Origin of the sequence: Burkholderia sp. E168m15, assembly GCF_016586105.1 — a bacterium.
GTDB lineage: Bacteria > Pseudomonadota > Gammaproteobacteria > Burkholderiales > Burkholderiaceae > Burkholderia > Burkholderia orbicola.
In genome coordinates, this window is record NZ_BCPO01000094.1 from 54,509 (window position 1) to 75,918 (window position 21,410).

13 protein-coding genes are annotated in these 21,410 nt (G+C 58.5%); 8 read left to right on the forward strand and 5 right to left on the reverse strand.

What is annotated here, in order from left to right:
• Window positions 1-303: 303 nt before the first annotated feature.
• From JMF86_RS15855 to JMF86_RS15875, 5 genes are all read right to left on the reverse strand, one after another.
• Window positions 304-3,690 (reverse strand): DEAD/DEAH box helicase family protein, encoded by a 3,387-nt coding sequence (locus JMF86_RS15855; protein WP_201317053.1) that lies wholly within the window; start codon window positions 3,688-3,690, stop codon window positions 304-306.
• Window positions 3,691-4,869, reverse strand: a complete 1,179-nt coding sequence (locus JMF86_RS15860; RefSeq protein WP_269189817.1) for a restriction endonuclease subunit S — start codon at window positions 4,867-4,869, stop codon at window positions 3,691-3,693.
• Window positions 4,866-6,404 carry a class I SAM-dependent DNA methyltransferase gene (locus JMF86_RS15865; RefSeq protein ID WP_201317055.1) on the reverse strand — a complete coding sequence of 513 codons (1,539 nt, stop codon included), beginning with the start codon at window positions 6,402-6,404 and terminating at the stop codon, window positions 4,866-4,868. Before JMF86_RS15865 ends, JMF86_RS15860 begins: the two co-directional genes overlap by 4 nt.
• Before the next feature lie 518 nt (window positions 6,405-6,922).
• A complete protein-coding gene (locus JMF86_RS15870) occupies window positions 6,923-8,938 on the reverse strand; it encodes a hypothetical protein (protein WP_201317056.1) in 2,016 nt (671 codons plus the stop codon).
• Window positions 8,939-9,398: 460 nt separating this feature from the next.
• Window positions 9,399-9,668 carry a DUF6471 domain-containing protein gene (locus JMF86_RS15875; RefSeq protein WP_095402517.1) on the reverse strand — a complete coding sequence of 90 codons (270 nt, stop codon included), beginning with the start codon at window positions 9,666-9,668 and terminating at the stop codon, window positions 9,399-9,401.
• A gap of 292 nt (window positions 9,669-9,960) precedes the next feature.
• Here JMF86_RS15875 and JMF86_RS15880 point away from each other — a divergent pair, with 292 nt between their 5' ends.
• The 8 genes from JMF86_RS15880 (at window position 9,961) to JMF86_RS15910 (ending at window position 21,321) form a co-directional block, all read left to right on the forward strand.
• Entirely contained in the window at window positions 9,961-10,686 is a 726-nt protein-coding gene (locus JMF86_RS15880) for a hypothetical protein (RefSeq protein ID WP_236593016.1), read from the forward strand.
• The gene (locus JMF86_RS15885) at window positions 10,683-12,716 is read left to right on the forward strand and encodes a transposase family protein (RefSeq protein WP_201317058.1); all 2,034 of its coding nucleotides are present in this window, start codon (window positions 10,683-10,685) and stop codon (window positions 12,714-12,716) included. The genes JMF86_RS15880 and JMF86_RS15885 overlap by 4 nt, the downstream gene beginning before the upstream one ends.
• The gene (locus JMF86_RS15890) at window positions 12,713-13,699 is read left to right on the forward strand and encodes a TniB family NTP-binding protein (RefSeq protein ID WP_034195835.1); all 987 of its coding nucleotides are present in this window, start codon (window positions 12,713-12,715) and stop codon (window positions 13,697-13,699) included. Before JMF86_RS15885 ends, JMF86_RS15890 begins: the two co-directional genes overlap by 4 nt.
• The gene (locus tag JMF86_RS15895; protein WP_201317059.1) at window positions 13,696-15,543 is read left to right on the forward strand and encodes a TniQ family protein; all 1,848 of its coding nucleotides are present in this window, start codon (window positions 13,696-13,698) and stop codon (window positions 15,541-15,543) included. The genes JMF86_RS15890 and JMF86_RS15895 overlap by 4 nt, the downstream gene beginning before the upstream one ends.
• Before the next feature lie 140 nt (window positions 15,544-15,683).
• Window positions 15,684-16,019 carry a hypothetical protein gene (locus JMF86_RS15900; RefSeq protein WP_027788785.1) on the forward strand — a complete coding sequence of 112 codons (336 nt, stop codon included), beginning with the start codon at window positions 15,684-15,686 and terminating at the stop codon, window positions 16,017-16,019.
• Window positions 16,003-16,203, forward strand: a complete 201-nt coding sequence (locus JMF86_RS35360) for a BPSL0761 family protein (RefSeq protein WP_081078601.1) — start codon at window positions 16,003-16,005, stop codon at window positions 16,201-16,203. The genes JMF86_RS15900 and JMF86_RS35360 overlap by 17 nt, the downstream gene beginning before the upstream one ends.
• A gap of 707 nt (window positions 16,204-16,910) precedes the next feature.
• Window positions 16,911-19,502, forward strand: a complete 2,592-nt coding sequence (locus JMF86_RS15905; RefSeq protein ID WP_201317060.1) for a hypothetical protein — start codon at window positions 16,911-16,913, stop codon at window positions 19,500-19,502.
• Window position 19,503: 1 nt separating this feature from the next.
• Complete coding sequence (locus JMF86_RS15910) at window positions 19,504-21,321, forward strand: hypothetical protein (RefSeq protein ID WP_201317061.1); 1,818 nt, start codon at window positions 19,504-19,506, stop codon at window positions 21,319-21,321.
• The last annotated feature ends 89 nt before the right edge of the window (window positions 21,322-21,410 follow it).

A 21,410-nucleotide genomic window follows, 5' to 3' on the forward strand; every position in this document is an offset into this window, starting at 1 on the left:
CACTGAGATTTTTATCGATGGAGTCGCCTCGATAGCCTAAGTTGATACGTTCTCGTTAAGCAGCCCGGTAGCAACGACGACGGCCACCTCATTGATGTGGCCGTCGTTTTTTCAGCCTACCGTCACAATTGACCTCTGGTACACCGTTGCCTAAGGCACGCTAAGATTTCTGCACGACACGCACAATATCAAAATCGACTCATTCCAGTAGAACGTAGGCCCTTGCCCCTTCCGCGCCGAGCGCAAATTCACTCAAGTCTCCCATGGCCGTCGTACAGATGTGCACTCGGCAAACTTATCGACTCAAGCCGCAGCCCGCTCTCGAATTTCAGCCAGAACCTGAACTATCTGCGTCACTGTCGCCTCAGGAAACACGCCGAACGGCCCCTGTGCGTTGATGTCGGTGAATGGCGATTCGAAGAGCCGACCGGCCTCCATGACCCCGTTCTGTATTAGCTCCTGAACAATCAGGTCGACGAATTCGATTTGGTCCGCAGTCGCCGTCGTATCCTGAATAAAGGTACTGAAGGCGGCAGCAGCGGCTTCCCGGTCCAGGCCTACCAGGGAACGGATGAAGATGCCGAGACCATGGCTCTTCTCTTTGGCTTCGTTGATGAGCGCAGGCGTGCCGCCTGCTTCCACCAGCATGCGCTCCAGTTCTTCAAGGTCCGACGGCGTTAACGGCTGGTTCCGCCGCAGGCGTTGCAAGGAGAGGTGAGATTCATGCTCCCGGAGAAACTGGCGGGCCTTCTCCCGGAACTTGTTCATATTCAGTCCGGCCATCACCTGGGGCAGCTCGACGAAGCCGATGTCGCCAAGTTCGTCCTCAAAACTGGTGTAGACAATCCGCTTCTGCCCTTTCGGAATCAATCTGACCAGTGCGCGAAGGCGTCGCCGTACCGTCTCCAGCATGGGAACCGTTACGTCCTGCCACCACTCCTCGCCAGCAACTGCCTGAATAAGTACTGCTTCGGCCTTGATGGCCGGAATCGCCATCTGCTCTTCGAGCGCGCTGGCAATGGCCTGAATCTTCTCCCGAAGGCCTGCGAATGAGGGCGCAGCCTGCAGCACGGCCAGTTGGGTTCGTAGAACCAGAATGTCGAAGCGCTTAGCTTCCTCATCCTCGTCGGCCTGCTCGGACGGCAGTGCGGCTACGTGAGCATTCAGTTCGTGAACCTGCTCGTCGCCGAGCGATTTCCATGCGTTCTCCTCGGCATAGCGCTCGACGTACTGCCGATGTGGACGAACGACAAAATTGTCCAGATTCATTGCTGCAATCCGCTCCTGCAGCAGCGTGGCCGTGTCACCTCGCAGCTTCTCGACGGTCAGCTCACCATCCGCGGCATCGTCCGCCTCATCCTTGAGCCGCTTGTCCAGTTCAACAAGCATCTCGACCCGGGCCTTGAACAGCCGGGTTGTGAGAGATTCGGCCGTCGCGCCTTCCGAGACCTTCGGGTTCTGGCTAAAGAATTCGAGGTTCTGGCAGAAATCGAAAACGAAAAAGTCCTTCTTGTCCTGCCCGGGGCCAAACAGGTCCATGCACAGACGGGTACCACGCCCCAGCATCTGCCAGAACTTGGTGTTCGAGCGCACGACCTTGAAAAACACCAGGTTCACAACCTCCGGCACGTCGATGCCCGTATCCAGCATGTCAACGGAGATGGCGATATGAGGTGCCTTGTCCTTGTCAGAGAAATCGTCGATGAGCGACTGGGCGTACTCGGTTTTGTACGTCACCACGCGGGCAAACTTCCCTTTGTAGTGGGGATAGTTCACATCGAACCGCTTGGCAATGAAGTCGGCATGGTCGTTGTTCTTGGCAAAGATGATGGTCTTGCCAAGACGGTCACCTCCAGCAACCTTGTGACCCAGTTGCATCAACACCTCGAGCGCCTTGTCGACGGTATCGGTGTTGAACAGCCATTTGTTCAGGTCTTCCGAGCCAACCTCGTCAGGCGTCGTGCCTTCGTCGTTCCAGTCCTTTTCATCCCATTCCTCCTTTTCCACCTCCGACAGGTCGTTATATTTGATGCCCTGGCGCTGAAATTTGAGCGGAACAGATACGGCAACGGGCGGGACGAGATACCCCTCGGCCACGGCATCATCCAGGCCATAGGCGTCGGTTGGAACACCAGGTTCGAGGTCGAACAGGCCATAGGTGTTCTTGTCGATTTCGTCGCGCGGGGTGGCAGTCAGCCCCACGAGCAGCGAATCGAAGTACCGGAAAATCGCCCGGTACTTCTGGTACACCGAGCGGTGCGCCTCATCGATGATGACCAAGTCGAAGTAGCCCGCGCCGAAGCGACGGTTGCCGTCAAAAGCCTCGTCGATGAGCTTCATCATGGTCGGGTACGTGGACACGTAAACCCGGCCATCTGTGTTCTTCTCGGTCACCAGGTTAACAGGCGACGAAGACGGAAGATGTGTCTTGAAGGCGTTCACAGCCTGGTTAACCAGCGCCACGCGGTCGGCCAGAAAGAGAATACGCTTCGCCCAGTTCGCCCGCATCAGCACGTCTGCGAGGGCAATGACCGTTCTCGTCTTGCCCGAGCCGGTCGCCATCACGAGCAGGGATTTGCGCAGGTTTTCTTTCTCGAACGTCTCCCCGACGCGCCGGACCGCGCGGGTCTGGTAGTGGCGCTCGATGATGTCCCCATCAATCAGCGTCTCGCCCAGCTTCTTGCGACTGGACCGCCGCTGGACCATGAGTTCCAGTTCGTCCTTCTTGTAGAAACCCTGTACCTCGCGTGGCGGATAGAAGTGGTCGTCCCACATCCAATGCTCGTAGCCATTCGAGTAGAAAATGACGGGGCGTTGCCCGTACATCTTCTCAAGACAGTCGGCGTAGTGCTTCACCTGTTGCTGGCCGACCGTGGCACTCTTCGTGGTTCGTTTGGCCTCGATGACCATGAGGGGCTTGCCGTCATCGCCCCAGAACACGTAATCGGCGTAACCCACACCTTGCCCGTTCGGCATGCCGATAACCTCGACCTCGGAGTTTTTGGCCGGGTCGAGCGGCCAGCCGGCCTCCTTCAGCAAGAGGTCGATGTACGCCTTGCGGGTTTCTGCTTCCGAATAGTCGTGGGTGTCCGGCTGGGCGGTGTTTGCTGCCTTGGCTGCAGCTACCTCAGCCCGTAGTCGCTCCAGTTCCGCCCTGGTCTGCTCGTGGTCGGCACGTAGCGCTGACAGGTTGTCGTCGCGCTGCTGGAGCTCCTGGGTCAGCTTCTGGAGCTGAGCCTGCGTTTGCTGGGGCGCGGCCGACGCGGCGGGAATCAGCTCAATGGAAAACGACTTGCCCGGCTCCGGCCGTGAGCGACGGCCATAGGTTCGTGCAACCCAGTAGCAGAAATGGAAAAGCTCACGGACCGCGTTCAGCGCATCGGATTGAGTGAGCTTTTTCTGGCTGTGAGCGGCCTCGTTGCCGAGGTCCTTGATGAGCCGGGCCTTGGTGAACACCGCTTGGCCAACGCCGTTGCGGAACGTGGCCTCGTAAATGTAGGCGCTGAGCGTGTCCTGGTACGGCTGCTTCAAGGTACTGTCGTGGGAATACAGCCAAGCGACGGCAAGCTCAAGGCATCTTCGGGCATAGATACAGGCGACCCGCGGGTCGTCATTGACTGCGCCTTCCGCCTTGCGTGCATCTTCATAGAGGAAGGACCACTCGGGTTGGAGGAAGGCGAAGTTGCTCACTTATAGTTCTCCCCGGAAAGCATGGCCTTGTAATGAAGCAAAAAAATTGTGTGCCTCATCAAGAGCTCTCAATGCCAATCGCTTGTCTTTGTTAATTTTTCTGATTATATTCGAAAATTGCTGCTGCATCGGCATCGAAGCTTTGAGTACAATGTATTTGCCAATCTCAGACAAATTTATTGTCTTCTGCGCCACTCCACGAGCAACTTGGTCAGCTTGCCGCTTTAACGATGGAGAAGCCAACATCGCACATAAATATTCCGGGTCTAGCAATGAGAGATTTGGCTTCAAGTGTGCGATGTGTCGTTGGAATGCAAATTTTCTCGATTCGCGCACAACGGCCGGAACCCCATACGAACCAACGGTTGAATAGAGCACGTCACCGCATTCAATTGGACACCGGCGCGTCAGCTCGTGGTGAGTCGCATCATTGATGAATTTCTTCGTCTCGAAATCAATCTCACCAGACACGATATTACTGACGAAGAGGAACGGCACGCCTGAGTCGCTCCACTCCGGCGATTGATGAGTGCCGTCCGTTATCCGATGGCAAAGTTGTGCTAGTGGCACGACCTCAACACCAGCGGCCGGTTTTTCTGGTTTCCCAAACATGTCGACAAAAATCGACTGGGCCATGCTATCCAGCAGCGCGAGCGCTTCCTTCCGTTGTGCGCGCAACTCGTTGGCCTTGTCAAGAATGGCTGCAATGCGGCGTTGCTCTTCGATTGGCGGCAGGGGAACTTGTAAGGCGCGAAGTGTTGTCGCATTCACACCTGGTTGCGCGGCACCACGAGCCCCCTTCGAAATTTGCCCCCAATAGTCCGGCGTATCAAAAAAGTGACTCACGAACTTTGAGTCAGCACCACTTCCCAAGCGTACGCGGATTAGATACGAAGCAAAAACCGCGTCCTCAGGGCACTTATCAATCAAATAGCTCTTGCCAGTCGTCGCACCAGTTCGAGCAAAGACTATATCGCCCGCTTTCAATCGAGCCGCTACCCTCTCCCCGTCTTCACATACGCAGTAAGGAACACCGGACCAGTCAACATTGCCGTTCTGTATATCCGTGATTCGCAAGAATTTTGGCCCAACTTCTACCGAATTTGCCGATGCAGTTACTCCATAATCAACAGATTCGGCAAGGTCATTCAACGCAACTCGCTTCCACCTGGACCTCACTTGAGCATCTCCTCGAGTTCAGTCATTCCCGCCTGAATCTCGGTCTCGAGCACGCGCAGCTTCGCCAGAATTTCCTTCGGCGGCAGATGCTCAACTTCCTCGTGTACAACTTCCTTGTACCGGTTGATGGACAGGTCGTAGCCTTGTGCAGCGATGTCCGCCTTGGGCACTACAAAGCTCTGGGCACTACGCGGACGCTCCCGCTCAGCACCATCCCTCTGCTTCCAGCGTGCCAGCACATCGGGGAGATTGTTTTTGGCGTGCTCCGCCTTGGTCAGCACCTGAGTAGGCGCCACGCCCAGCTTGTCCTCGTCGAGAAGCGGCTGACGCTTGTCATCGAGACTCCAGCCGTCGGCTTCCATGTCATAGAACCAGACGTTATCCGTGCCACCGGAATCGGTCTTCGTGAACAATAGGACGGCGGTGGATACACCGGCGTACGGCTTGAATGCTCCCGCCGGCAGCGAAATCACGCCGTCGAGTTTCTGGCCTTCGACGATGGTCCGACGTAGTTCCTTGTGGGCTTTCGATGCGCCGAACAGCACGCCGTCCGGCACGATGACGGCAGCACGGCCACCTGGCTTCAAAAGTCGCAGGAACAGCGCCAAGAAAAGCAGTTCCGTCTTCTTCGTCTTGACGATGGCCAGCAGGTCTTTGGCCGTATTCTCGTAGTCCAGAGAGCCGGCGAACGGGGGATTGGCGAGGATGAGCGAATACTTCTCATCGTCACCGGCATGGTCCTGCGCCAGCGAATCCTTGTACCGAATGTCTGGATTCTCGACCCCGTGCAGCACCATGTTCATGTTGCCGATGCGAAGCATGGTGTTGTCGAAGTCGTAGCCGTGGAACATGCCGTTGTGGAAATGCTCGCGACGACCTGCATTGTTTAGTAGTTTCGGATACGTTTTGCGCAGGTACTCACTGGCTGCAACCAGGAAACCGCAGGTGCCACTGGCCGGGTCGCAGATGACATCATCGGCATTCGGCTCGGTCAGTGCAACCATCAGCTTGATGATGTGGCGCGGTGTGCGGAACTGGCCATTTTGGCCCGCGCTCGCAATCTTGCCGAGCATGTATTCATAGACGTCGCCCTTGGTGTCCAGGTCGTCCATCGGGACATGGTCGAGCATGTCAACGACCTTGGCGAGCAGGCCCGGTGTCGGGATGGTGAAGCGTGCATCCCTCATGTGATGCGCATAGGTCGTATCCTGGCCGCCCAGCACACGCAGGAACGGAAACACATGTTCGCCGACGACCGTGTACATCTCCGGCGCTGCAAAATTCTTGAACCGCGACCAGCGAAGGTCACTGTATTCCCGACCTTTCTCGTCCTTGCCGTGTGGAAAAATTCGGGTGACCTGAGGCCTGCCTGTGACGATGGCCTTCTGCTCTTCCAGCGCATGCATCTCGTCGAGACGGCGGATAAACAGGAGGTAAGTGACTTGTTCCATCACCTCCAGCGGATTTGAAATCCCACCGGACCAGAACGAGTCCCAGATGGCGTTGATTTGGCTTCGGATTTCGCCAGTCAGCATGCTTGATTACCTTGAAATTTGTTTCTTGCGATGTGCGACGTGACCGTGATTTTGGCATACCCTCGCGCTCCTGCTACAGAAGGCCGGCGAGCAGACCGTCACGATTGCCGCCCAGACCACGGACCACGGACCACGGACCATGGGGAGGATGCATCAAGGTATTCGATGCCGACAGGCGCGAGGACAGGTACCTCGAGGTAGCGTCCGTCCTTGCTGACTTTATGCCGGCAGACTGACGGTCTTCCGCGCAGACCGGCCGCGATTCAGTCATCCGACGTGGCCCGGCGACGCGGCACTCCACGAACGAAGCCGCTTTCTCCCGGACGTCATGCGGTGTATCAAGGCCAACCAGAAGCAGCGAGGCCTCAGTTTTCTGCAGGCGTAGCCACCGGAGACAGTTGCTTTACGTGGCACTGATGCGTGCGAAGCGAGGGGGCTATTCTGGTGCTGTGCTGATTTGCGATGCGTTTTGCGTCCGGGCGCGCAGTCGGCGCCCAGCGACTCGGCCTAAGGCACGCTCAAAGCATTGGTATCTGCAGCTTCTCGAAGAACGCACGGTTCCGCTTCTTGGCGTCATCCAGCATCTTGTCATACGAGAGAATTTCGATATAACAGTTAAGCTGTGTGTGGAACCTAAAGTAGCCTGCGCCGTCGGGCGTGACCATGAAGTCTCGGTTGAGTGCTATGTCTCGTATTCTCGGAGTCAACGTGCACACGATGTACGCGTAAAACGGCGTCGATTCTGCAACCTCTATGGTTCTTCCTTCGTCCGTTTTGGCTTTGCTATCACGGAGTTTTCGAGCATAGCGAATCACCTGCTCGACGGGGTCTTCGTCCGTTGAGGGGTATTCGTTGCGCTCGGGTCGCTTGAACTCGACGATTACAGCGGAGTTGAAGCTGCGCTTTGCCTCGGCGAACACTTTCGCGGAATTGAAAACAACGATGTCAGGTTCGTCATTTTCGTCCGAATTGACCGCTTTGAGCCGGCTCATTGGCAGGTCGGACCCGAGGTACCAGTGGTATGCCAAACGTTCGTCGATTACCCAAAGGTTTTGCCGGTCGAAGTCAACGTCGTCGGAGCTTGCACGCATCGGAAAGATGATGCTGTGAACGGCTTCTTCCTTCACGTAACGTCCGTCATCCTGCGTTTCGAGGGCCTTATCGAGAAGCTCGAGAATGGTCCTCCGATGCACCACATATCTGGCCAGAGCAGCCTGGCCGAGCTCGTTCTCCTCGCGAAGGAACTGTTCGCGCAAGTGCTTGTACGCTTCGCTGTTACGCTGACCATCGAGTGGCAGACTCTCAATCTGCCGCGCCTGCTCCCGGTGAGCGAGTTCAATATCCTTCTGAACCTTGTACAGTTCGATGTCCAGCTGGTCGTCGGATACATTTGGGGAAATACGGTCAATGTACTGGCCATACCGTTCACTAAGCATGAAGCGGTACTGCGGAGCCTTGTTGGCAACCAGCGTTTCGATGTTCCGTCGCTTCTCTTCACGCAACGTGGTCATGTAAGGCGCCGCCGCATTCTTTACAACGTCTGTCACCGCCGTGTCCAGCTGCGGTCGACTCAGCTCATCATCGAGCTCGAGTTCGTCTTCGCCAGACAGGACCAACTGCGTACGAGAAGAATCAACGCGTGAATCGAGGTATTGCCCGAACACGTATGTCTTGAAAACAAACGACTTTCCCGCCTCGTCGACGAATCTCGTCTTGAAGTCGGGAACTCGTGTGCCTACGCCCCAGGAAATAACCTCGCGCTTGTTTGCGCAATAGGAGACGGTGTGCCTTCGATTCAGGCTGGAGTCGAAGCGAACAATGACCGCATTTAGCTCGTGCTTGCCGACGGTAAACTTGTGCTCGGTCGCACGGGTGTCAGCCTCGGCGCGGAAGTACTCGTTCAGATTGACTGGTTCATGCTCGTCATCGTGAATCCACACCTCTGGGCATCCTGGACTTAGAAAGTAGATGACGAGGTGGTCGATAATCTTCTGCGCCAGTGTATCGAGCGACTTCGGAAAATGCTTTTGATATTCCGACCGAATGTTGAGCAGCTTTACGGTCGTCTTTACTTCGCCGGCTTTGCAAAGGTCAAGGGCTTCGTTCTCGACCCCCTCCTCAGACTTGCGAAACTCGAAACTGCGACGGTAGCGTTCGTCGCCTTGGTTGTACACGCTTTCAATTGTTGCCTTCTCGAACACCTTGAGCCAAGTGAAGCGACCGACGCCCTTGTTTCCTTTCGCCGCTTTGCGAGTCGAGTCGGAGACGAAAAATGCCTTTGCGTTGATGTCAGAAAACCCGCCACCATTGTCCACGATGGTGACATCACGAACAGCGCCAAGGTAGTCGTCTCCACTGTCGATTAAGCGGCCTTGCCTGTCATCTCGGTGGAAATAGACATCGATGCGTCCGCCTTTACGCGCCGACTCATCAATTGACTCGAGAGAATTGACGATGCACTCAAAGACCGGAATGTACGGCTGTGTAATTGGAAGAGACAGGTTTTCAACCCGCCCTGCTATATCGACGTGCATAGGCTTCCCCGTATTCGAAGACTTATGGTTCTTTGGGTTTGCGCCGCATCGGCATTTACCGTCATGAGCCAACAGGTTCCTGCCCGCGATGCATAACGCAGTCAACGCGATTCCTTGCAAGTCTACCTTGAAGCAAGGAAGCCAATGTCATTTCTTTCAATGACACGCGTCCTTTATCTGCTACCTGGAAGGGAATTATCGACGTCGTCGACAAGCCGGGAGCCGCAGGAGCCCCCCATCTTGAAAATCCCGCGGCCATTGCCTACGGTGGTAAACCCAAGCCGGTGCAACGCCGGCACGCAGTACCACGATGAGCCTGAATTCGTCTTGCTGACCGCCAGCACGGTCTGCCCCCTATTTATGAGAGGGTACGACGCGGGAGCTGGCGATGAAACAAGTCTGGCTATGGCCAAATTCGGTGGCATCGATAGCATGCTACTCATCTCGCACAATTCAGCCCCTATTTGCACTGGGTGAACGAGATGGTTTCCACCCCCATGGCGCACAGGCAGGCGACCAAGAATGCCGCCGAGAACCGCTTGCGATTGACCTTGCGGTTTATCTGGTCGGGCGACTCGTCGATTCCCATCTCCTCGAGCATCCGCGAGAGCTGCTTGTAGCGGATACCGCGCCGCATCATCTCTTCCTCTATCAACCCCTTCGCTTCCTCTTCCCACTTCCCATAAGGCTGGACTGGCAGCCGACCACGCTTGCGCGGCAGTTCTTCCATCTTTCCCCCTCGACCTTGTTCGAGCCTCCGCATTTCTCATGCCGGGATTCTCTCACGGGTATTTTCGGTCGTATACGACTGACTCAAAACCGGCAGCACTACACGTCCTCAACAAGCCATTTTTTTTCGAGGACAGAATGCTGACAAAAACTTTACAGACCAGTTCGCCGGCCCGACGGGCTGCAGCTGCACCCCGGACGACCTGCCAGACCGGCAGCCGATTGCACGTGCCAGTCGAAGGTGCGAAATGAGAAGCGCACCATCCTATGGCGTCCGTAGCCGCCGGAGCGCCGTGAACGCGGGTGTCCGGCTAACAGCCCGAACGTACGGCAAGGCCCGCATCGGCACCTATGCCGAAAAGGCCGACGGTCACATCACCGTTGAATCCGACGCGGAACGCCTGGTAGCGCACATGCTGAGCGTCGACCCACGCGTACGTTCGTTCAAGCAGCAACCGTTTACCGTCGACCTGGTCGGTGAACGGCTGCTGTTCACGCGCGAGGAACTGTCCGAAGCGCGCAGGATGCGTGGTGGTCGCACCGGGGAGGCCGAGTACACGCCAGATTTCGCCACCGTTCAGGCCGATGGCCTGCAGCGCGCGTATGAAGTCAAACTTCAGGGCTTCGAGGGCGACGACCGGTATTGGGCCAAGGTCGCGCGGGCCCAGGAAATCATGGAGGCGTACTGCTATCCGCTCTCCACGGTGGTCGTGCCCGCGGATGAACGGCACCCGGTCGTCGTCAACGCCCAACTGTTGAAGCCGGCAATAGCTCGGGCCCACGAATACCTGACACCGGACATCATCGACCGGGTCGAACGCTATTGCGACGCCGGCCCGGTGCTGCAGCGCGCGCTGTGTGCCGACCTCGATATTCCGACGGGCCTGATTCCTCAACTGCTAGCCACTGGTGTGCTGCAGGCAGACCTGGCGCATCACCACATCTGCGCCACGCTGGAACTGTCGGCCGCATATGGCGACCTGGGCCACCTCTGTTTGATTGAGGAGCTGCGACCATGATGTCCGACCTGCGCGCCGGAGACAAGTTGGCGCTGCCCGGAAAAACGGACAGCTGCTTCGAGGTGATAGACGCTCGCCTGCATGCCGGCTCCATCCAGCTCTTCGATGCCGAGAAATGTGAGGCCCGCTATGTCAAATACGACGACATCCGCGCCCAGATTTCGGAAGGCGGTCTGGTCCTGCATCGAAAGGGAATGCCGCGCATCAGCATTGCCGCCCAATACGACAATCCGGAATTGCACAGTAAGGTCCGCCTGCTGAACGACACACTGCGGCGTATTGATGCCATCCGGAAGCAACGAGGTCTGTCGTTTAACGCAGCGATACCTTTGGCCCGTGAAGCCTATCAGATGGAAAACGGAGACAAGCCGCTTGTCTGCCCGTTTCCGTCGCGAGCAACCCTGTACCGGGCTCACATGAATCAACTGCTCGGCTTGCCGGTTCTCAAGGGTGACAAAAATAAGGGCAATGCGACGGCCAGATATTCAAAAGACCTCGTCGAATTTGTCGAAGAGGTCATCCAGGACCGATTTCTGGTCACGGAATCCGGGTGGACTGTCCTCGACCTGACTAGATACATCAACCGTGAAGCTCGTCGTCGTGGCCTGCACATTGCCAGGCACGCTATTAGTCGGAAGTTCGTGTGTGCCAGGATTCATGACCTGACCGTCGATGCCGAATACGACCGGATGGACCCGCTAAACCGGGTCGCCGGCAAGTCGTTCGCGAAGCAACGGTTACGGGCAGCGTTCCCGTTCGCACGGATTGAGCAGGATGCTCTTCACCTGCCATTCGTTGTTCGTACGCCCCATGGCATCGCCCGGACCATCTATCTGGTGCTCGCAATTGACGTCTGCACCGGATATCCAGTGGGATGGCACCTCGTCATCGGTTCGCCGCGCGAGATGGATTCGCTGGTGTGCCTTGAGATGTATCTGACGCCTGCCAAGGCAGCCCGGTTCAAGGAGCTTGGTATCGCTCATGCGCTGAACATTTATGGCACGCCCGTACTGGTCATTTTTGATAATGGTCCGGAGACCAAGGGCGGACGAATCGTCCGCCTTGAGCGTCTTGGAATGGATGTCAAGCACTGCAAAGCAAAGGAAGCTCAAGGCAAACCATTCATCGAACGCCTGAACAGAGCGCTCAAGGAGGCATTGCAGCTTCTCTCGGGCTGCACGCGCTTTGAAGGAAAGGATGGCGTGCGCGACCCGGAGGCGCTAGGCGACGACTTGATGACCCTCGACGCGTTCGAGAAATGGATTGTCAGGTGGCTATATGAGGTCTGGGTCAACACCCCGCTCGACCGGCTGCGTTGGGACGAACTGCTGGTCGATTCGGTCAAGGGAAAGACGCCGCTTGAGCGCCTGACCTACCAGACCGAAGAAATGGGACAACCCATCACCATGCCGCCGGCGCGTCGTGAATGGATGGCTGCACTCTTTGAAAACAAGATGTGCGTGTTGAGCGCCAAGACGGGAATCACGCTTGAGCATGGATTCAGGTACCGCGGCAAAGCCATGTCGTATCTGCTGGCCAAGTACGGCGACCACTCGCAGCTCCACGTAGTCTACAACCCCGACGACTTCCGCCAGGCATACGTGTACGAGGGAGATGACCTTCCGCTCGTCACGCTGACGCACGAACACGTTCGTGAGGACACGCCGGCGTGGACCTTTGCTGAAGCCAAAGCGCGATTCGATTCGGGCATGGCTAACTGGACGGTCCCGGACGAAAAGGTCCAATTCGAGCGTGACATGGACGAGGCGGTCACCGGAAACCGGAAAGCCGATAAGCGCAGAACCCGCGGTAAGCGCGAGGAAAACAAGGAAACCGTGCGCCGCGCCAAAGACGACTCGGCTGTCCAGAGGGCCATCGACCGGCCGCTTTCAGCGACAGCGCCGTTCGGGCCTGCACCTTCGACCAATCAGTCGTTGCCGGCGGAAGACCTTCAGCCCGACGCCATCTCGTACGACAACGCGCCTTTAATGCACATCGTAAACAGAAACACCGGAGAGAAACTGCTGTGACGCCAGCTCAACAACTGCGCAGAGACATTGAGGCCTGCGAACTTCCGCATCCCATGTTTGTGGAGCACCTCACTGCGCTCAAACGGCGCATCGATGACGCCCTTACTGGCTTTGCGCCCAAAGTCGTTCGGGTTCCTGGTCCGAGCGGTGTGGGCAAATCCTCGCTCATCGCCAACCTGTCTCGCGACTACCCTGAAAACCGCATCGATGGACGGCGCCATGTGCCCGTCCTAGTTGTTGAGGTGCCCCAATCCGCAACGGCCAAACTGCTTCCTAAAAGTGTGCTGCGTGCTTTGGGCATCCAGGTTCCAGGCAGCATGACGGCGGGCGCGATGTTCGACTTGATGGTGACGCAGCTTCGTCTGGCTGGCACACGTGTCGTGATTTTTGACGAGATATCGCACCTCGTAGATGAAGGGTCACGGGTGCCTCCGCGCGCAGCCAGCGACTGGCTCAAGACCCTGGCGGACACGCTCGACATGACGCTGATTCTCTTCGGCATTCCGCGACTCGAACGACTTTTTTCAGCAAATGAACAGCTGCGTCGTCGTGCTTGCCCTGCTCGCAATTTCCTTCCGTACGACGCAAGCATCGCTGACCAGATGGCAGCCTACATCTCGTGCGTTGTGAATTATGCGCGCCTGTTCTCGGCGGCGGGCTATCCGATTGACGTGCCCCCACGCGTGCTGACGCAGCAGAGCTATCTGCTCACCGGGGGTCTGATTGGGGTACTCGCTGACTTCATGCGCGAGCTGGCCAGTCTGAAGGCGAACGAAGCACCGCGCGCCATTACATACGCAGACTGCCAGAGGGCAACTGAATACGTTAGCCACGCTGGGTCACCGCACAGACCGGCTTTCCAGGATTCGGGAATCGATGGCCCGGGCGTGGACCCGGCGGCCCTGAAACAGGCATACGTTCACGTTCTGATGAGCAACGCGACGTCCGTACCGGTTCGAAAAAAGTCAGGAGATAAGCAATGAGCCTAGTTCTCACCTATGCCCCCCGGGACGACGAATCCGGGATGGGGTATTACCGGCGTCTCTCCGCCGACAATGCCCTTTTCAACTGGCGCGACCTGGCAAGTACGGCGGGTATCGAGCGCAATCGCCGCGCCTTGCTCACTCGCACGGATGACGTAGCGCGTAACCTCGGCCTGGAGCCGGCATGGACCGAATTCACCAGGCAGCAGGAAAACCTCACCCGGGATTGGGGACGTCTGCACCGTGCTCAGTCTGACGCCGTGTGTCCGGGGTGTCTGGCTGAATCGCCTTACCTGCGACATCACTGGGAACACGCTTATGTCACCGCATGTCCGCACCATAGAATCCTGCTGGTCGACCAGTGCAACGCGTGCGGGAAGCACCTTTCGCCGGAGCGGCTCTACATTGGATTGTGCTCGTGCGGCCATGACCTGAGCAGCCTGCCGCGTGTGCCGGCGACCCGGGCGCAGCAGTGGCTGTCGACGCTGATTGCGAGCAACGGGCAGCAGGCTGGCAGCGTGAAGCCGCCCCTGCACGGCGTGGACATCAATGTGTTGGTGAAGGTCATTCGTACTCTCTGCCAATATACGGACCCGACGCGCCCCGGGTTGCCGCGCGGCGCGGCATTGCCGAAATTCGTCACCGACGCGGTCGAATTCCTCTCGCCGCTCGAAGCCTTGTTGACCGACTGGCCAACCGGTTTTCGGAATCACGTCGAGCAGCGCATTGCCGCCGGTCGCAAGGATGCCCGCACACTGAACACCTTGCTCGGCGACTGGTACATCAGTCTGCGCAAGGTGTGCCAGGGCACGACGCTCGAGCCCCTGCTGCAAATCATCATCGATGTCGCTGCCCAGAAGTCCGATTGCGTCCTGGGCCTGGATTCGGCCAAAGCAATGGCCGAGGATGCGACTGGATACATGCGCGCGCCAGATGCCGCGAAGGCCATTGGCGTCAGCGTTTCACGTTTGCATGAATCCATTCTCGATGGCGAGTGCGAGCACCGTGCACGGCGCACTGGCACGCGTGGCCAGCTGTTCGAAATTCCATGCGCTGAGGTTGAGCGTATCCAGCGACAACGCGCCGGTTGGATTTCCGATGTCGACGCCTGTGAACTGGCGGCCGTTCCACCCATCGTCCTCGAACGCATGAAAGCTGCCGGCGTAATCCGTTCGGACGTCCGCTGGCGCGAAGACCTGATGAAGGGCGGTCCGGTCGAGCGTCAGTCCATCGCGGATTTATATGAGCGTGCGGAGCGGTGGGCTGAACCAGATGCACTGGCTGAAGATTCGACGCTCACATGGGCGGAGCTGACCAGTCGGCGTATGGGTGACCGACGAGCAATTGAATCGCTGATGCAGGCCATCGCAAAAGGCGACGTGAAAGCCGTCGCGCATGGTCGGACACTCGGCGAAATGTCCTTCCTGAGGGGGGACGTGTCGCAGTATTTCGGCACGCCGCTGCTCGAGGCCGGCATGTCGATTCAGCAGCTCGCGAAAGCGACCGGTTGGAAATGGGAGTCCATTCAGCACTGGGTAGACGAAGGGTTACTGGCGTCCGTTTCGATTCAACGACGCGGCCAACCTTGCCACGTCGTGCTACCGCACCAGTTGCTGGCGTTCAGGCAGGCCTATGTCCCGCTGGCAGACCTGGCGCGTGCCATGGGCACGACGTCGTCAGCGTTGTCGCGCCTGCTGCCCCGCGTCGAACTGGTCGGCGCGAAACGGCTTTCTGATGGCGCAATGCGGGGCGCGCTGATTCGTATCGCCGACCTCGGCCGGTTGGCCGTTATCGGCGCAAGAGCCGGGCACGACCTGTTTGTTCCTGCATCGTTGGCGCTATGAGAAAGCGATACGTCGAACCGACAGTGCGCATCAATCGGCGACGTACGCGCCGTTCGGGACGTCGGTCGACTCTCACGTAGTGCCGCCCGGACCAAGTAACTGAGCAGAAGGATGTGATTTCCCACCACCAGGAGACTGCGATGCCCATCTGGAAACCACGGCCAACGTCCGAATTGCCCACGATTCTGTTATCTCGATGGCGCATATTCGAAACGCAGAACGCGAGCCGACATTTTGTTGGCGTAGACATGCTGGACTCGTCGGGACGAGTCAGCTCTCAGATTGTGACGTTCGACCGGGTCACCTTGCAGGGGGTGACTCAATCGGGACGCATTTACGAACTGGTCGGCAAGAAAGGCTGGTCACTCGACGGCGAGTACATCTGGAAAAGATGGTGCGAACTGAACGAGGTGACGTCATACACCGACGTCACTGAACGCCTTCTTGATGGAGCTGATGATGACGACCCCATATGAACGTACGAAAGCCGTCATTGAGACGCGCGAGTTCCTGAAGTTGCTCGCCTCTTCCGACCACGTCGCTAACCGTAGTGAAATCGAAGCATTCGCTGTACGGTTGCTTCGGCACTACCCGCTCGACATCGACCTCGACGTTTCCGCTACAGCGCTTCCAGGAGTCTGGGCTGCACCGGAACACTAGCGAGCTGGCTCAGCAGCAGTTCCGGAATATCCGGCGCGCATCCAAAGGCTCAGCCCTAAGCATATCCCTGGGTTTGAGTCGCTGGGTGGTGAGGCTGAGCCCAGCCCTCCCTGCGGCATATGCCCGGGAAAGCCTTCCACTCAGCATCGCCACCCGTATGTCACCGGTATGGAGCCGCCTCGCCCGCCAGCCTGTATGCGCCCTCCGGGACGCTAGCTTCGCCATCCCGTTGCCGATGTCTCAGACGCTAATCCCCGCAGTCTCGGCTATCCCCTGCGCGCTGCCGGTGGATTCAGCCCCCGTTCACGCAAGCGGCATTGCGTCGTGTCACCGAAGCCAACCAGATGGGTTGGGCGGCCCTCCTGCCCGGCGGCTCGATGACTCGGCGGGCATGCACGAATGCGCTGCAGAACGGTATATGGATTCCGACAGCTGAACAGAGAGCGATGACGCATAAAATTTTCTTATCGAAACACATTTCCTTATGCGCTGACGTCGGGACTCGCTGAAACGAAGCTATATCGCGTCGTCAATGAACCGGACTAGGCGCAGTTCATCCTCCAGGCGAACATCCTGCAGCTCGGCAAGGTAGCGCCGTCCGCCGCACCAATGGCGTTCGGTGCGAAGAGATGACGCCTTGATTGCCGACGTCTAAAATCACTGCTGCACGATAACAAGGCTACAGAAAGCGGCCATCGGGGAAGCGCATGCAGACGAGACTTCAGGCCATCATCGACGAGGCACGGCCGCGCCGCGCGATGTTCACCACCTTCACCTTCAGCGCCAACTGGTTTGAATCCTTCTGTCTGCCCCTGCTGAGGGTCTCTGGCTGCCAGAAGGTTGAACTGCTCGTCGATTCCCGCGAAGCATGCAAATCGACGGACGAGACGTCGAGTCTCTATGCCGGCAGCTACTATCGCGTCATCCCGGTCCGTCAGGCAACTGGCGGATTCTTTCACCCGAAGATTGCCTACCTTGAGCGCGGCTCTGGCGACGACGTCCTTGTTGTCGGTAGCGGCAATCTGACGACGCGTGGACAGAACTCCAACCTCGAAGTGCTCGACTCCGTGAACGCGCTCGAGCACCCGTTGGTGTTTGAAACCTTCGCGGACTTTGCTGAGCTGTTTGCGCAGACAGAGGGACTGTCCGCCAAGGCGTCCGCCAGCCTCATGTATTACGCGCGGCGCGCGCGCGAGGTTGCAGCCGCCGTGCCCGCATCCGCCCGGCGGAACCCAACGGCCTGGCTCATCCACACTCTGAAAGAACCCGCGGGCAACCAGTTTGCGGAACTGGTTCTTGAACACCTTACGCCTGCAGCCACGTTGACTGCATACGGCCCGTATCTTGACCCCAAGGCGAACGCCGTATGCGACCTGGCCGGGTTGTGCGGCGTGCCCGAGATTTCCCTGGGTGCGCAACTCGTCGACGAAGAATACGTGATTCGGGTCGACGCAAATCACAACCTGCCCGAGAAGACGCGCTTCGTGGTGCCGGTGGTGCCGGACCGCAAAGACCTGAACCGTTTTCCCCACGCAAAAGTCTTCGAGGTGCGTTCGCCTTCCGGATGCATGGTGATGACGGGCTCGGTCAATGCAACCTTGCAGAGTCTTTTTGGCCTGGAGAACGTCGAAGTTTCGCTCGTGCGCAAGCTCGAGGTGCCGCCATTCGACTGGCAGGTGCTGGAAGGCGACGACTTCGCGAAAACGAGGTTCGAGGCCTGCGTCTTCAAGTCGCCCGAGCTCGGTCGCGCCGCGCCGGCGCTCGACGCTCAGTGGCAGTCCGATGGCACCATCACGGGCACGGTGTCACCGTGCCCGGATGAGCGTCTGGCCACACTTGAAGTGTGGCGGGAGGATGAACTCGAATGCGGCCCCATCGAACCGGTGCTCATCGACGAAGACGGTTCGTTTGCCACGCCTGTCCAGACACTCGCCGATGAAGAAGGCGCGCGGCGTCTGCGCCTTCAAGCAGGTGACTTCACCGTGACGGGCTGGTTGAACGTCGAGGTTGAGCTCGACGCCAACCCATTGGAAAAGGCACTATCCCGTGCCGTCAGGCGTATCCGCCAGGGAAGCCGGCCCAACGACCGGGACCTGCTGCCTATCCTGAACTGGATGGCGGCCGTCCTGCACCGCATGCGGGAGCCTGAGGCAAAGACTAAAGGTGGGACCACGACTGGTCCCCAAACGGGTGGTGCCGACAAGGGGCAGCCCGCCGTACAGAAGCACATCACGCCGCGCCCCGCTAACGATTGGGGTCCCCAGGACGAGCCCGAACTTAACGTGCCGACCGCCACCGCCGAACAGGCCATGGCAGCCGCGTTCAGAAGGCTGACGGCACGCATCCTGTCGCATTCCGCACTCGCAGGCGGCCCACGTAGCAAGCTTGTCATTGTGGATTTGCAGAAAAAGGAATCGGGCAAGGACAAACCGGAAGAGCCGGAAGAGCAGAAGGCATGGGACGCGATGCTTGAAAAGCTCCCTGCGACGCTCAAGAAAGATGCCACCGCGCCCATCGTATCGGCGGTGGTAGCGCAAGCAGCCGCCGAAGTCCTTGAGACGTACGTTGATACGCTGGCGGTCGGTGGCGCCCCTGCGTATAACCAGAGCGCCGAAGAACCAGCCTATGTCGCGACGGACCCGCATGGACTTCGCGACTGGCTGGAGCAGTACACGGCTTATGCTTACGACGATGATAACCGCGAGCGATTGCTCTCGGTTTTCTGCACTTTCGCGTGCTGTGCCCTGGACATTTCCCCCAAGCTCCCGACGGGCGCACTCAAGGAGGTGATGCAGGCATTCGCGCTTCGAGAGTTGACACTCGATGACTGGCATACGGCAATCGCGAATACGACCGGCAAAGATGACCCGTTCGAGTTTGTGCCGGAGCAGGCACGTGGACGCCTGCGCGCGCATGCGTCAAAAATCGTCGCGAGCCTCACCTTGCAGGAAGAATTGGAACAGATGGTCGGCTCCGTTTTCGGGGATGCTCCGGCCGTCTCTCCGCCCAATCCCCGCTATCAGCGCATTCTTGAGCGATTGCTGGAACTGAAGTCGAAGCCACCCGCGAAGGGCAAAATCTTTGGTCTGATTCCGCAGAAACTGCCGACCTCGAGGAAACCGGGCTGCCCGCACTGCAACGGAGAATCGATACAAGGGGTCAGTGAAGTGAGGGCGCTCGAGACTCACCGGGTAACGATTCACTCGGCGTGCGGGAAGCCGGTCTTCGCGGGAATCCGTAACGCGAAACTTCAGCGATTCAAAGTGCCGCACGAACTGTACCTCGACTGGAACAAGTGACATGCACGCCGCCCCTGTCTTTACTACCCGCGCCAAGCCGGCGACCATTATTGACCCGCTTGGCCTGCAGAACGCGAACATGTCCCTGTACCGGACGATGTTCTTTGGCATCAACAACGTCGCGGACTCCATCCGGGTGTACTCGGCCCTGTGCTGGATGGTCCGTCTGGCACGCGCGCGTGCTCTCGCAATACCCGCAGAGAAGACCGCGGAACGGCGCGAACTCTGCGCGGGGGCTTTGGAGAAAATTGACCTGCTGCTCGTGTGGTGTAACCGTTCGCAGCGTAGCGGGCTGCCTGGCACTGACCGAGAATGGCCAAAAGGAGACGAGCCCGTCAGGTTGCGGCTCGTGGAAATCCTCAGCAAGGAGCAGGCGAAAAAGAAGGAGGCTACAGGGGAGGTCAACACAGCGCGCGGCGCATATCTGATGACTGCTCCTCAGTACAGGCCGAGCATCATCAACGGCCTGGGTTTCCTTGCGCATGCCACCGACATCAAGGGCTTCTTCAGACTCACTGACGCTGGTAACAAGCTCGCCGACGCCTTTGCGGCGCATCTCGAGGACGAGATTTCCGAGAGCAACGACCCGGAAGGCACGCGACATCTGGTCAGATGGCTTGAAGACCCGGAGAACCTCGTGATTGTTCCGTCTCGAATGCCGGAGCTGTATCCGCTGTTGCGCCTCGATATTGTCCACGCGAAGGAGCAGGAAGCATTTCTCGGGCAGTATTTTCCGTCGCCCGGTACCAAGCCGATAGAACTGGGCGCAGAATGGACGGGGCGTCACCAGGGCATCACGCTCGCGTTGCGAGCCATCGTCGCGGCGGAGAAGGATGCTGGTGCCGCCAACGGTTTCGTTCCGGAAGCCATGGTGCGGCACGCAATGGGCAGCGGGCTCGCTCCTGACGGCACGAAGATTGATATCGTCGAGCTTGAGGAGGCGCGGGGTGTTTGGGCGAGCCTCCAGGTCCGGCAGTATCTCAAGCTGGCTCTCGAGACGCTCCTGCGCTTGACCGAGTTCAAGACCAGGGACCTTATTAGTTCGGGAGCACATCGAATCCAGCAGGTCGCGGATGCTGTTGCCGCCCTCGCGTCCGATGAGGAGCACGTGCAGGCCCCTCTGGTCGACTGGCTGAAGCGATGGAGCGTTCTTCAGGGAGACGCCAGTACGTTGTACGAAGCCGGAGCCATTAAGGGCGCGGCTCCGGGCCTCAAAAGCCTCCCTGCGCTCTTCGACGAGCTACGTGCCGCTGCGAAACAGAAGAAGGACAAAGCCAGAAACGCTGCCTATCAGGCGCTCGTCGCGCTGACCTATTGTGCGGTCGAGGCCCGCAACTGGGAAGGCAATGTCGTGTATCGCTTGGCCGATGGCCGGGACCGTCTTGCACCACAACGGCTTTCCCAATTGGCGAGCCGATATGCCACTTGCTCCGCGCAAGAGTTCCTGTCCATGATAGTCCGAGACTTCGTCGTCAACCTGCACTTCAAGGTCGCCCGCGAGCGGGCTGAAACCGAGCCGACCAATCCCCGGGAGCGTTATATTCTCGTTCCGGGCGATGAGGGTCTTGAGCTCAACTTCGAACGCCAGACGACGTTCTCGCCGCCCATTTTGACGGACCGGTTGCGCTGCGCGATGCTGCTCTTGACGCAGGCAGGCCTGCTAGAAAAGCTCGAGAAGAAGGCTAGTGTGCTCGCGTTTCGCGTAACAGCGGAAGGCCGCAGGCGTGCAGCGGAATTCATTCCAGCATCGAATCCCGTTTCGTCCGAGCCGGCTTCCGCACCGACGACCGGCCCTCATGAGTTCCCGACCGTCGTGTGATGGGTTACCCCAGAATCGGATGGCACGACAGCAAACTAGTTGACGACTACCTGCCTGTCGCACTGGCCTAAACAACGGGCCGGCGCGAC

What these genes read in the sequence shown, in the direction of transcription:
- JMF86_RS15900 (WP_027788785.1), top strand. Translation starts at nt 15,684, where the DNA reads ATGCCCATCTGGAAACCACGGCCAACGTCCGAATTGCCCACGATTCTG.
- JMF86_RS35360 (WP_081078601.1), top strand. Translation starts at nt 16,003, where the DNA reads ATGACGACCCCATATGAACGTACGAAAGCCGTCATTGAGACGCGCGAG.
- JMF86_RS15905 (WP_201317060.1), top strand. Translation starts at nt 16,911, where the DNA reads ATGCAGACGAGACTTCAGGCCATCATCGACGAGGCACGGCCGCGCCGC.
- JMF86_RS15870 (WP_201317056.1), bottom strand. Translation starts at nt 8,938, where the DNA reads ATGCACGTCGATATAGCAGGGCGGGTTGAAAACCTGTCTCTTCCAATT.
- JMF86_RS15885 (WP_201317058.1), top strand. Translation starts at nt 10,683, where the DNA reads ATGATGTCCGACCTGCGCGCCGGAGACAAGTTGGCGCTGCCCGGAAAA.
- JMF86_RS15875 (WP_095402517.1), bottom strand. Translation starts at nt 9,668, where the DNA reads ATGGAAGAACTGCCGCGCAAGCGTGGTCGGCTGCCAGTCCAGCCTTAT.
- JMF86_RS15895 (WP_201317059.1), top strand. Translation starts at nt 13,696, where the DNA reads ATGAGCCTAGTTCTCACCTATGCCCCCCGGGACGACGAATCCGGGATG.
- JMF86_RS15865 (WP_201317055.1), bottom strand. Translation starts at nt 6,404, where the DNA reads ATGCTGACTGGCGAAATCCGAAGCCAAATCAACGCCATCTGGGACTCG.
- JMF86_RS15910 (WP_201317061.1), top strand. Translation starts at nt 19,504, where the DNA reads ATGCACGCCGCCCCTGTCTTTACTACCCGCGCCAAGCCGGCGACCATT.